The following is a 12,446-nucleotide window of genomic DNA, read 5'->3' as shown; positions in this document are numbered from 1 at the left end:
CGGCATTGAGCAAAACTTCTGCTATGACAGATAAAAATTTTCATTTGAGAGTGGCGGCCAGCGACAGGCTCTTTTATAACGGCCCATGCAGCATGGCGGTCCTGCCGGCTATAGACGGCGAGCTGGGCGTGCTGGCTGATCACGAACCCATGGTGACGGCAGTGGCCGCAGGTGAGCTCCGTTATCTCGTGGATGGAGAATGGGTGATCGCGGCTGTGGGAGACGGCTTTGCGGAGATCACACCGGAAAAGCTGGTACTGGTGGTCGACACGGCGGAATCGCCGGAAGAGATCGATATCCGCCGGGCTGACGAGGCTCGTCAGCGTGCGGAGGAACGTCTGCGCCACAGGCAGGCTATTCTGGAATATTATCACACCAAGGCGGCCCTGGCCAGAGCCATGGCTCGGCTGAAGGTGACGAAAAAACTGTAGGCGTCTCTAAGCCAGGTGCTTTTAAATAAGCAGATGGGACGGGGCGTTCCTGAGAGGGGGCAGCGGCACCTGATGCCAGCGGCCAGAGGTACCCGAAGACAGCAGAACCTGAGAACTGAGGCTCCCGAAGGCGGAAACACCTGAAAGCAGAGGCTCCCGAAGGCAGATGCGATCGAAAGAAGAGACTCCCGAGAGCAGGCGTGATCGAAAGAAGAGGCTGCCGAGGGCAGACGTGATCGAAAGAAGAAATACCGAGAGCAGAAGCGCCCGGATGGCGATATGGAAGCATATCTCCGCCCGGGCGCTTTTTTACGTGTGGTCAAACTTTAAAATAATGGGAACTGGCGGGCCAACCCAGAGAAACGACTCATTTAAAGGGATCGCTACACGATCTTCGTTGTCCAATCTTCCACATTCCATATGTGAGTCACCCAATCCTCGTAAAACTCCGGTTCGTGGCAGACCAGGAGGATCGTGCCCTTGAACGCTTTCAACGCCCGTTTTAACTCGTCTTTAGCATCCACATCCAGATGATTGGTGGGCTCGTCCAGAACCAGCCAGTTGACCTCGCGCTGCATGAGCTTGGCCAGGCGGACTTTGGCGTTTTCGCCGCCGGACAGTACCTTCATCTGGCTTGTGATGTGTTCGGAGGTGAGACCACACCTGGCCAGGGCAGCCCGCACCTCGCCGTTGGTCAGCGTGGGGAACTCGCCCCAGAAGCTTTCCAGCGCCGTCTGACCGCTGTCTCGCTCCGCCTCCTGCTCAAAATAGCCGGGGACCAGAAAATCTCCCAGCTCAACGGAACCGGAGATGGCCGGGAGCTTACCCAGTATGGTTTTCAGCAGGGTGGTCTTGCCCAGACCGTTTGTTCCGGTGAGAGCGACCTTGAAGCCGCGCTCAAGCTCGAAAGACACGGGTTTGGTAAGGGGTTCGCTGTAGCCCAGCACCAGATCCCGGGCCTGTACGATGTAGCGGCTGGGCGTGCGCGCCTCGCGGAAACCGAAGGTAGGTTTGATCTTCTCTTTCGGTTTTTCCAGCACATCCATGCGGTCAAGCATTTTCTGACGGGAGTTTGCCATGCCTCGGGTGGCTACCCGAGCCTTGTTCCTGGCGATAAAATCCTCCATGCGGTCGATCTCCTGCTGTTGTTTTTCGTAGGCTTTGATCTCCTGACTGCGCTTGACCTCATACATCTTCTGGAACTGTTCGTAATCGCCGCTGTAACGGGTGAGAACGCCGTCGTTCACATGATAGATGACGTTGACCACCTGGTTGAGGAAGGACATGTCATGGGAGACGAGAATGAAGGCGTTCTCGTAGTCTTTCAGGTAGCGGGTCAGCCATTCGATGTGTTCCTGATCCAGATAGTTGGTGGGCTCATCCAGAATGAGGATCGTGGGGTCGGAGAGCAGCAGTTTGGTCAGCAGCACCTTGGTCCGCTGTCCGCCGGACAGGTCGGACACGTCCTTGTCCAGGCCGATGCTGCCCAGTCCCAACCCGTTGGCCACCTCCTCGATCTTCGCGTCCAGGGTGTAGAACCCGCTGTGCTCCAGGAGCTGTTGGATCTCTCCCGCATCCTCCATCATGGCGTCCATGTCTTCGCCTTCCGCGGTGGTCATGCTTTCGTACAGCGCCAGCATCTCCTGTTCAAGATCGTAATAACTGCGGAAGGCGTCCCGCAGCACGTCGCGGATGCTCATTCCCTTTTTCAGGGTGGAGTGCTGATCCAGATATCCCACCGTTACGCGCTTGGACCACTGTATTTTACCCTCGTCGGGGGACAGCGCTCCCGTTATGATATTTAAAAATGTAGTTTTGCCCTCGCCGTTGGCGCCGATCAGTCCCACATGTTCGCCTTTCAAAAGGCGGAAGGATGCGTCCTCCAGAATTCTTCGGCCGCCGAAGCCGTGGGTCACGTGTTCTGCGATTAATACGCTCATAGATATTGCTCCTTTGTGTGTTTTTTCTGCTGTCTATTCATCCGCCGGTCTGCCGCCGTACCGGCTTTTATATACGTTGATTTTAGTTTCGTCTGTCGTTCTGTGTTTGTCACGAAACTCCCTCGAAGATTTTATCTGTTATCCGGGGCGGTGTCAAATAAAATCGCGGATTTGTATTTGACAATGAAATTGGGGGGCGTGGGGCAATGAAACTGCGGGCTTGCCCCTGACGATGGCGGACCTGTGTCTGGCAATAAAATTGAGGAATAGCGTCGGGCAGGCGGCGGCAAAAGCGGATAATGAAAATATTACCATAGATCCGGTGAAGAACGGTGATCTCTCCGTGAAGATGAGATGAAGAAACCGGCGCAGCTATGCTGTGAGACTGACCATTGTGAAGGGCCGAGACCGAAGGGATGGAGGGCATACCAACCCGAGCTTAACAGTCGGAGCTTAACGGCCCAGCATAACGTCACGAGGTCGTAATGGATAGAGATGCAATGGCTGGAATATGAGCGCCGGGAAAGCGACGGTCGTGGGCATAATGACCGCAGGCGAAATGACTCTGGGAGGGGATAATGTGCAACGGGGAATGGCAAAAAAGTCAAGGGTGCTGCTGTGGAGGAGTTCATGATCGAGTGTGCAGCGATGTAATGGCTTGATGGTCTGCGACTGCAATGCCATGCAATGTTGTGGAAATAATTTGAAATGCGTGATTGACAAATAATTACAAATAATGTATGATGAGGATACACGACCGGCCGGACGTGAGACGACAGGGGCAATGCTGCCGACAGAAGACGCGTTTTTTTATTTCGCTTTTCATCCCAGGGGAAAGAAGGAACGCGTTTTTACCGGAGTTTCATCAGCAGTCCCGAAAGAGGGAGGAGGGAGATAAGGTAAACGCCAGGAATACAGAAACGTGAGAGGAGGAGAACTATGGCGGAAACTGAGAGAGAACGGGAGGTTTCGTTCGTATTAAAAGAGCATTTTGGTGTTCTATCTTCCAATGGGAAAGGCTGGACCAGAGAACTTAATCTGGTATCCTGGAACGGAAAGCCGGAGAAATACGATATACGGGATTGGTGTGAAGAGCACACGCGCATGAGACGGGGGATCACGCTGAGTCTGGAAGAGACGGCGGCACTGGGCCGCCTGCTGAACGATCTGCATCTGCAGTGAGAAGTCCTCGGTCCACTGACGTGTGGGGAACGCTGCGCTGGCCTGGCAGCGAAGTCCGGTTCCACGGCAGTGTCTGTTCCGGCGCAGCGTTTCGCCCGCAAACATAGCTGTCCGGCATGGAGGTCAGGTATGAGAACCTATCTGGACAGCTGGTGTGATGGCGGCGAAGATGGTGTTTCATGCCGGCGAAGCTCATGTGTGATGCAGGCGAAGATCATGTGTGATGCCGGCGAAGATGTCGGACCGCGGATGAGTTTACCCTGTGAGAATGTGTTGAAACCGGCGGGGAGCGGGTGAAGAGTGCGCATGCACTGTACGCGCTGCGTAGCGGGCATGAAATGTCACGCACGCGCGTAGTGTTTAAGCTTTTCAAAAACAGCCCGGACAGTGTTAGCGCGTCCGGGCTGAGATCATGTCTGAGTTCAGATACACGCAGCAGTCAATGGATCGCAGGGTCAGTTCGGGGCGTGCTTTGGCTGGAGACGCCGGGGAGGGGAAGGGCGGTTTGCCTGGATCGCATGGGTCAGAGAGCGGAGAGGGGAAAGTATTGGGGGGCGGGGGGCTTAGGCGAAATCTATGTTTTTTTACCGATTTTGCATAAAAAGAGCGAAAAAATAGGTGAAAACCAGATGTTTTACTAGTTCGCACCTATTTTGCTGCAAATAATTGGATATTCCCATCGGATTTTGCTTGAAAATGGGTGAAAATCGATATTTTTTGCTGTTTTCACCTATTTCAACTGTCGGTTTCATATTTCGGAGCTGAAAACCGTGTGGGCTCAAGCCCGCCGCATCAATTTTTAGGCCCAACCGATCCAACATACTATGCCGTCCAGCCATGCCGAACCCGCCGGATCAGCTATGCCGTCCAGCCATGCTGAACCCGCCAGATCAGCTATGCCAAACCGATTGAATCAACTTAGCCGTCCAGCCATGTTAAACCCGCCGGATCAGCCGAACCGTCCAGCAAACCCAGGCCGGTCAGGTCTGACTTGCCGAACCTACCGTGCAGAACAATTACGCGGCGCCGGGCCGGAACTGGGATCCGGGAACTGGGATCCGCAGTTTGCAGTCCCGTATTACAGCGGCACCGCGGCATATGAAATCTAATGGAGACCAACGCCGGACAGTACTTCGGCGGCTTTTTCCGTATCGCTGACGCGGATGACCATGGGGGCTTCGCCGTTGTTGGAGTAGCCGTACATATAGGAAACGTTGATGCCGGCTCCGGCCAGAGTGATGAGCATCTTGTTGATGGAGCCGGGTACGTCAGGTACGATGATGCGCAGCACGTCTGTGGAGCGGGCGATGACGCCGGCCGCCTTCAGGGCTTTTACCGCTTTTTCCGTGTCGTCCACGATCATGCGGACGATGCCGTAATCCGCCGTTTCCGCGATGTTCATAGCGGAGATGTTTACGTTGGCGGCGCTGAGCGCTTCGGTTATTTCAAGGAGCCGTCCCGGCTCATTCTGAATAAAGACAGATAACTGTTTTGCAATCATGTTGTTTTCCTCCCTGCTGGATATCGGAATGTTAAATGCTGCGCTTGTCGATCACGCGCTTCGCTTTGCCCTGGCTGCGTTCGATGGTCTTGGGCTCTACTAATCTAACTATAACACCAATACGCAGTACGTTGTCAATTTTCTGCTTGATTTTTTTGCGGATGTTTTCCATCTCGACCAGTTCGTCGGTGAAGTACTTGTCGTCGATCTCCACTTGGACTTCGATGGTGTCCAGAACACCCTGGCGGTCCACGACGATGAGATAGTTGGGGCTTGCCTCCGGTACCTCAAGCAGCACGCTCTCGATCTGAGAGGGGAATACGTTGACTCCGCGGATGATCAGCATATCGTCGGAGCGGCCGATGATCCTGCCCATGCGGACGTTGGTCCTGCCGCACTGGCAGGGAGAGTGATCCAGGCTGGTCAGGTCTCTGGTCCGGTATCTCAGAAGGGGCATGGCCTCCTTTGTGAGATGGGTGAAGGTCAGCTCGCCCACCACGCCGTCCGCTTCCTGTTCCAGCGTATCAGGGTTCAGGATCTCCGGATAGAAGTGATCCTCGGCGATGTGCAGGCCGTTTTGCATCTGACAGCTGCAGGAAACCCCGGGGCCCATGATCTCAGAGAGACCGTAAATATCGTGTGCTGTGATTCCCAGCCCCTTCTCGATCTTGGAACGCATTTCCGCACTCCAGGGCTCTGCGCCGAAGATACCGATGCGCAGGGCGATGTCGTCGGGTCCGTACCCTTCGTCCGCCAGCGATTCCGCCAGATACATGGCGTAGGACGGCGTGCAGGCCAGGATCGTGGGGCGGAAATCCCGCATGAGTGTCAGCTGGTTTCTCGTATTTCCGCTGGAGGCCGGGATGACGCCTGCGCCCAGACGGCTGGCTCCGTCGTGAAGTCCCAGACCGCCGGTGAACAGGCCGTAGCCGTAGGAGACCTGAACGGTATCTTCCTGAGTACCGCCTGCGCAGCAGATAGAACGGGCCACGCACTCCGCGAACAGATCCAGATCCTTCCGGCTGTGCGGCACCGCCGTGGGCTTGCCCGTGGTTCCCGAGGAAGCGTGGATGCGCACGAATTCGCTCTGCGGAACAGAGCACAGACCGAAGGGGTAATTATCCCGCAGGTCTTTCTTCGTGGTGAAGGGGAGTTTTACAATATCGTCAATGGTGTGGATATCGCCTGGCTCCACACCCAGCTCCTGCATCTTCCTGCGGTAGAAATCCACGCGCTGATAAACGCGGGACACGGTGTCTTTCAATCGTTCGCTCTGCAGATGATGCATTTCGTCTCTGCTCATGGTTTCTACGGGTACGTTCCAAATCATCTCTCTCAACCTCCATTTTGGGAGAAGGCGGTCCGGCCTTCTCCATACTTTCTGATTGGTTCGCTTCATTTCAGCTGGTCCATCTTTGTGAATTTTATCCGGCGGGCTGTCACCAATCCGGATACTCCGTCATATCTTGTAAACATAAAGCAGATAATCTGCTAACCCAAAAGGAGGTACAATTTTATGTTTAACTGCTGCAACAACGGAGGCGGAATTGATGACAGCCTTCTGTTCTTCTTCTTACTGCTGGTTATTCTCATCTGCAACTGCAGCTGCGGAAGCAGTCTGTTAGGCGGGAGCAACGACAACTGCTGCTGCTAATTTCCATACCGATGCAGAAACCGTTCCGGCTTTTTCGCCGCCTCGGTTTCTGCTCACCGACCGGTCCCTTGTCGGACCGGTTTTTTCTTTTGCTCCGGTACGCGTGAGACTTTTCGAGACATAAAAAAAGTTTTCCAGTCTCGTAAGAGACGGGAAAACCCGCGGTACCACTCTCATTGCCTTTCACAGGAAAAGGCCTCTCAGGACAATCATTTATCCGTATCTCTGTAACGGGAGAACCCGGACGCATCTACTATCGGTTCAACGCATCAGCTCAAGGGGGAACTTCGGCAAGCGCTCTGTTATCGGTTCTCATCTTATCCGATTCTCTGTAAACAAAGGAAACTCACTTACTTTACCCTGTCGTCGCCATTATCAGTATAGAAGGAAAAACTCCCTCAATTTGTTGCATGGCACTATAATACAACGATACTTTTTTAAAGTCAACACCAAAAACAAAAAACTTTTCCGGCGCGCAGGAAGGCTTGCGTGGAACGCGCCGGAAAAGCCGAGATCATCTTCCTTGTTGCAGCCTGATGAAAAGCGGTTATAATAGAGAATAGAAATGCAGCGGCGGGTCGATGCCGTTCCGAACCTTCCCTTGAAAGATTCTGGAATAGATCGCAGGAGGGACCCTGGAAAAAAGCCGGAGCGTGGGTCATGGGCCAGCCGGCTATCTGACAAGCCGGTGTGCCGCAGGGGGTGCGCATGAGATTGATAATAGAGATGCTTTTATACGTTAATTCGTGAAAGTATTGCGTGACAAGCTGAGAGCTTCCTTTTATAATAGAGGAGGGTCTTTTTTTATTGCGGGAATATGGGGAAACGATATTGGCGGATTGCACACGTTTTTCCTGTGAAAGTGAGCCCGAAGGGCGTATGGTATTTTTGAAGAAAACTTTTAATGGATATATTTTGGAGAAGAATAGAAAGAGCGGGCATTTTAGCGGCGGAGGTGACGGAGATGGAGCAAAAGAAGAAGTGGGAAGCGCGTAGCGGCCACGGGGACAGTCCGGTATTAGAGACGCTGCGCAGGCTGGTCATGGTATTGCTGGGAAATGCGGTCTACGCTGTGGCCGTGGCGGCGTTTATCGTGCCCGCAGGACTGATCACAGGCGGAAGCACCGGACTGGCCCTGTTTTTCGAGCATCTGCTGGGACTGCCGGTGGCCGCCTTTGTACTGTGCTTTAACGGCGTGATGTTTCTGGGGGGAGCGGCCGTACTGGGGAAAAATTTTGCAGTGACCACGCTGGTCAGCACATTTGCCTATCCGGCGCTGCTGGCCTGCGCCCAGAAGATACCACAGCTTTCGCATCTCACCGACGACCCGCTGCTGGCGGCGGTCTACGCCGGCGGACTGATCGGTATCGGCATCGGACTGGTACTTCGGGAGGGGGCGTCCACAGGCGGCATGGACATTCCCCCGCTGCTGCTCAACCGGCTGTTCGGTCTTTCTGTGCCGGCCACGCTTTACGTGTTTGACTGCGGTATTCTGATCCTGCAGATGTTTCACTCCACGGCCGAGCAGGTGCTTCATGGGATCCTTGTGGTCCTGATCTATACCGTGGTGCTGGACAAAGTACTGCTGGCAGGAAAGAGCCAGACGCAGGTAAAGATCATCAGTCGAAGATACGAGGAGATCAACGCCATGATCCAGAAGTCTCTGGATCGGGGATCCACGCTGGTGCGCTCTGTCACCGGACGTTTTAGGGAGGAACAGATGGTGGTCCTCACCGTGATCAGCAACAGAGAACTGCCGAAACTTACGCGGATGGCCTCAGAGATCGATCCCGATGCCTTCCTCATCATCAATCAGGTCAGTGAAGTGCGGGGCAGGGGATTTACCTCGAAGAAAAAATACCGTTAGCGGCAGACCGCCGAAACAATTGATCAGGAGCAGTATTCTTCTTTCAGTGCGGTCAGCACTTTTTCTACGCGGTGATCTGCGATCTCGTAGAATACGTGCTGGCCTTTTTTATTGGAAGACAGGATCCCCAGCGCCTTCAGCCGGGCCAGGTGCTGGGAGACGGCTGACTGGCCGATGCCGCTTACGCGACCGCTGATCTCGCTGACTGCCAGAGGGCCGTCCAGAAGGGCGCAGAGTATGAGCAGCCGGTGTTCATTTGCCAAAACTTTGAGAAGCTCAGAGACTTCCTTTGCCTGTTCCGTCATATCGATCATGAGTTTTCTCCTTTTATCTGTCAGGCGCCCGGCGTCAGATATTTTGCAGGTGCATTGAGAACACTTTGCAGACACTCTGCAGGCACTTTGACCGTCAGGTGTTTTGGGCGCCATGTATGGGGGTGCGGCAAACGGAGTTTTACCTCCGGCCGCCGCGATTTTTCAGTCGGCAGATCTCCTGGGTCATGGTGCCCATGGGGCAGTAGACGCACCAGGAACGCGGCCGGAAAAGTGCCATGGTGATGAGACCCAGCACGGTGGAGGTCAGCATAACGCTGTAAAAGCCGAAGGCGAACTGGGCTGCCCAGGGAGCGACGCCTGCGACGCTGACCCAGTTCCAGGGCAGTTTGAAGGTCCAGAGCAGCGTGACGATCTGATGCATGGTCCGCGCGCCGGAGAAGACCAGCCAGGTCGTGTAGAGCATGTTGGCGAACATGGTCATGAAGAAGGCCAGAAAGCCGTAGCGGAACCAACGGGAGCGCAGCCAGGCCGGGGCCGGCCGTCCGGCGGAGAGCCGCAGCTTTCCGCCCAGGAGGGAAAATAGCTGGCCCCGGCCGCAGTATTTGTGACAGTAGACTTTGCCGCCTCCGAAAATGGCCAGGAGCAGGGGGACGAGGAAGCAGATCAGCCCCAGCCAGGCGAATAATATGTTGAAAAATCCCAGGGTAAGATACAGAGCGGAAGCGATCCACAGATAATCATACCAGCGTTTCCCGGCGCCGCGGGCTGAAGGGCAGGCAGGTCCGGAGGACGTTGCTGTGGATTTGAGGGACGCGGCTGCCGGTCTGTCGGCGGAGCCAGCGGCCGATCTGTCAGCGGATCCGGCAGCTGATCCGGAGTGTGATCCGCCGGCAGCCGGTCTGTCAGCGGAGCCAGCAGCCGATCCGGAGTGTGATCCGCCGGCAGCCGGTGCGGAGTGAGGCACGTCGGCGGCCTGACTGGAAGCGGGGCCGGCAGCCGGTGCAGATGAGACGGTTGGACCGCCGTCAGAAGGGGACGGCGCGGGCCGGGGGATCATGGAGATTACGCCTGCCGGACAGGCGGCGGCGCATCTGCCGCAGCCCACGCATTTATCCGAGATGACAGCGGCGGAATGACCGCCGGCTGCGGAAATGGCTCCGAGAGGGCAGGCCTTGGCGCAGACGCCGCAGGCAACGCACTGGGCGGCCACGGAGGCGATCTTTTTTACTTTTACACCGGAGACTGCATTGGCACCGGAGATCATGTTGACATCGGCAGGTGATTTGGAACTGGAAGACATAGGGACTCCTTTCGGGCGCGGAACGACGTTTAAGTGACCGCAGATCCGCACAAGTTATATTAGTAATTTATAATATAATAATATTCGGCCGGGCTGTCAAGTGTGTATCGTTTATAATTTTTTTTTGCTGCCTCAATGTAAATTTTATTTTACAGTGTGACACATTTTTTGGCGGCGAAATTCGACAATGATGCGAATTTTAAGGGATGTTGTCGAATGGAGAAAGGCTGAAATTTCAACGATGTTAAGGGAAAGGGGGAAAATACCTCGTCTGCGGCTTTTTACCCGGAGAAAAGAAAAAAGAAATGAAAGGGAGATCGTTTTGGCATGGGAATTGCTTTTATAGAGACTGTTATCATTTATATCCAGTCTTCGCTTCCGCGATGAGGCCTGACCGGCGCAGGCGGAAGCGGCATCAGAAGGAGAAGATACTATGAACAAAATATTAAAGGATAGTCTGGTCGTTGGATTCGCTGTATTCGCAGTTTTCTTCGGCGCGGGAAACATGATCTTTCCGCCGGGGATCGGACTGGATTCTGGAGCGCACTGGATGCCGGCGGTAGCAGGGCTGGCGCTCTCCGGCATCGCCATTCCGATCTTATCCATTATCGCTACGGCGAATATGGGTGACAGCTTTTCGGACATCGCCCGCCCGGTAGGGACCTGGTTTGAGAAAACATTTATGACATGCGGTCTGTTTATCATTCCGTTTATCACCACGCCCAGGACCGGCGGCGTGGCCTTTGAAACAGGATTTCAGGGCGTATTTCCGGATCTGCCCTCCTGGAGCGTCTATGTTTTTCTGATCGTCTATTTCGGATTGACCTACCTGTTTGTAAACAATAAATCCAAGATCGTGGATTATATCGGCCAATATCTGACGCCGATCCTGCTGGCCATTCTGCTGTTCATCGTCGTGATGGCCTTCATCCGTCCCATAGGGGTGCCTGTAGGGGATGGACACGTGGAAAATTCTTTCTCCAACGCCTTTATATACGCCTATCAGCTGGGCGATCTGCTGACGGGACTGGCGGTGGCGTCCATCTATGTGGGCACCATCACGGAGAAGGGCTACACGCTGAAAAAAGATAAGATGAAGATCATGAGAAACGCTGCGGTCGTCGCATTTGTGGGACTGTTCGTGGTCTACGGCGGCCTGCTCTATCTGGGCGCGTGCAGCGAAAAGCTGTTCCCCGCCGATATTGACGATACGGCGCTGCTGGTAGGTGTTGTCAGGACGCTTCTCGGAAACGGCGGTATGGTAGCTCTGGGCATTGCAGTCATCCTTGCCTGCCTGACTACTTCTATCGGCTTGACGGCCATCGGAGCCGATTTCTTTGAAAAAATGACGAAGGGGAAGGTCAGTTTCAAGACGTCTTCTTTTATCATCGCCATCATCTGCGTGGTGCAGGCGTCCGGCGGCGTGAACAAGATCATTCAGTGGTCCGCTCCTGTATTCCTGTTTATGTATCCCATGGCTATCGTGCTGACGATCCTGGGCCTGCTGAGAAAGTTCATTCCAAGCGACGCCGCGTGGAAAGGAGCGATCATTACATCCATGGTGATAGGTGCTTATGACGCCTTCAACGCGATGAGGGGAAACGGAATTCTGACGGTTTCCACCCCGGGACTGGATCGTCTCGTGGCTTCCATACCCTTTGCCGACGTGGGCTTCACGTGGATCGTGCCCTGTATACTGGGAACGATAGTCGGAGCGGTCATCGGGCATTTTGTGAAAAAGTCAGGAAGCAGCGGACCGGAAGAAAGAGCGGCCTGACGGTAGCGCAATGACAGAAGCGCAATGACAGAAGCGCAATGACGGGGCAACGGCGTAACGGCGGCCCGACGGCCCGTGGGCGAGGGCTGCCCGGATGGATCTGCGGCGGTTTGCGCCGGCGGGTTCTGACTGCAGGTCGTGACGGAGCGGTCTCCCCGCCGGCTGGAGGACGGAGACCAATAAAACACAGAAAAGAGGGGCGGCCGCAAAATGATGATCTGCGGCAAGCCTCTCTTTTTTTGGCCATCGCTCTTTTGGCTTATTTGAAGATCGGTTGTATCAAAGGCGAGAAGTCGCGGCGCTGGAGCGTTTTACTGTGGCTGCAGCGTCAGAGCGTTCGCCCCCTTGTCTTGGATTTGGGGATAGGCGGTAGCCGGGTGATCCGACGGATCATCCGGATCTGGCTGCAGGTTCCTTTGGATCCGTGATAGGAGGACCGCGGTATCGCGGGTGCTTTGGATAGACGGATCTTGGAATGGGCAGGATGGGGGCTAGCCGGATTCCGGAATAGGTGAAAAC

General features: G+C 54.8%; 10 protein-coding genes and 1 other annotated feature. Of the genes, 5 read left to right on the top strand and 5 right to left on the bottom strand.

Annotation, left to right across the window (positions count from 1 at the left end):
• The first annotated feature begins 5 nt into the window (after positions 1–5).
• Positions 6–431 carry an ATP synthase F1 subunit epsilon gene (gene atpC / locus E0E37_RS03320; protein WP_330548530.1) on the top strand — a complete coding sequence of 142 codons (426 nt, stop codon included), beginning with the start codon at positions 6–8 and terminating at the stop codon, positions 429–431.
• Between the two features lie 383 nt (positions 432–814).
• On the opposite strand, the gene E0E37_RS03315 is transcribed toward atpC, so the two are convergent.
• The gene (locus E0E37_RS03315) at positions 815–2,371 is read right to left on the bottom strand and encodes an ABC-F family ATP-binding cassette domain-containing protein (protein ID WP_130861552.1); all 1,557 of its coding nucleotides are present in this window, start codon (positions 2,369–2,371) and stop codon (positions 815–817) included.
• A gap of 939 nt (positions 2,372–3,310) precedes the next feature.
• Here E0E37_RS03315 and E0E37_RS03310 point away from each other — a divergent pair.
• On the top strand, positions 3,311–3,553 hold the full coding sequence (locus E0E37_RS03310; RefSeq protein ID WP_130861551.1) for a YdbC family protein: 243 nt from the start codon (positions 3,311–3,313) through the stop codon (positions 3,551–3,553).
• Positions 3,554–4,658: 1,105 nt separating this feature from the next.
• Here E0E37_RS03310 and E0E37_RS03305 read toward each other — a convergent pair.
• Positions 4,659–5,054 carry an ACT domain-containing protein gene (locus E0E37_RS03305; RefSeq protein WP_130861550.1) on the bottom strand — a complete coding sequence of 132 codons (396 nt, stop codon included), beginning with the start codon at positions 5,052–5,054 and terminating at the stop codon, positions 4,659–4,661.
• Positions 5,055–5,085: 31 nt separating this feature from the next.
• Positions 5,086–6,384, bottom strand: coding sequence for a phenylacetate--CoA ligase family protein (locus E0E37_RS03300; RefSeq protein ID WP_130861549.1), 1,299 nt, complete (start codon positions 6,382–6,384; stop codon positions 5,086–5,088).
• A 186-nt stretch (positions 6,385–6,570) separates the two neighbouring features.
• On the opposite strand from E0E37_RS03300, the gene E0E37_RS18495 reads away from it, so the two are divergent.
• Together E0E37_RS18495 and E0E37_RS03295 are read left to right on the top strand one after the other, a co-directional pair.
• Positions 6,571–6,708, top strand: a complete 138-nt coding sequence (locus tag E0E37_RS18495) for a hypothetical protein (RefSeq protein ID WP_165445179.1) — start codon at positions 6,571–6,573, stop codon at positions 6,706–6,708.
• Between the two features lie 142 nt (positions 6,709–6,850).
• Positions 6,851–7,084, bottom strand: a binding site (T-box leader).
• Positions 7,085–7,612: 528 nt separating this feature from the next.
• Entirely contained in the window at positions 7,613–8,575 is a 963-nt protein-coding gene (locus E0E37_RS03295; RefSeq protein WP_330548529.1) for a YitT family protein, read from the top strand.
• A 23-nt stretch (positions 8,576–8,598) separates the two neighbouring features.
• On the opposite strand, the gene E0E37_RS03290 is transcribed toward E0E37_RS03295, so the two are convergent.
• Together E0E37_RS03290 and E0E37_RS19050 are read right to left on the bottom strand one after the other, a co-directional pair.
• A complete protein-coding gene (locus E0E37_RS03290) occupies positions 8,599–8,889 on the bottom strand; it encodes an ArsR/SmtB family transcription factor (RefSeq protein WP_330548528.1) in 291 nt (96 codons plus the stop codon).
• A 139-nt stretch (positions 8,890–9,028) separates the two neighbouring features.
• The gene (locus E0E37_RS19050) at positions 9,029–10,150 is read right to left on the bottom strand and encodes a 4Fe-4S dicluster domain-containing protein (RefSeq protein ID WP_130861548.1); all 1,122 of its coding nucleotides are present in this window, start codon (positions 10,148–10,150) and stop codon (positions 9,029–9,031) included.
• Between the two features lie 433 nt (positions 10,151–10,583).
• On the opposite strand from E0E37_RS19050, the gene brnQ reads away from it, so the two are divergent.
• Positions 10,584–11,927 carry a branched-chain amino acid transport system II carrier protein gene (brnQ, locus tag E0E37_RS03280; protein WP_130861547.1) on the top strand — a complete coding sequence of 448 codons (1,344 nt, stop codon included), beginning with the start codon at positions 10,584–10,586 and terminating at the stop codon, positions 11,925–11,927.
• Positions 11,928–12,446: the final 519 nt, after the last annotated feature.

Source organism: Bacilliculturomica massiliensis, from assembly GCF_900605495.1.
In the GTDB taxonomy this organism is placed as follows: Bacteria; Bacillota; Clostridia; order Peptostreptococcales; family Anaerovoracaceae; genus Bacilliculturomica; species Bacilliculturomica massiliensis.
The sequence above is the reverse complement of the archived record's forward strand: the minus strand, read 5'-3'. Positions and strand labels throughout refer to the sequence as shown.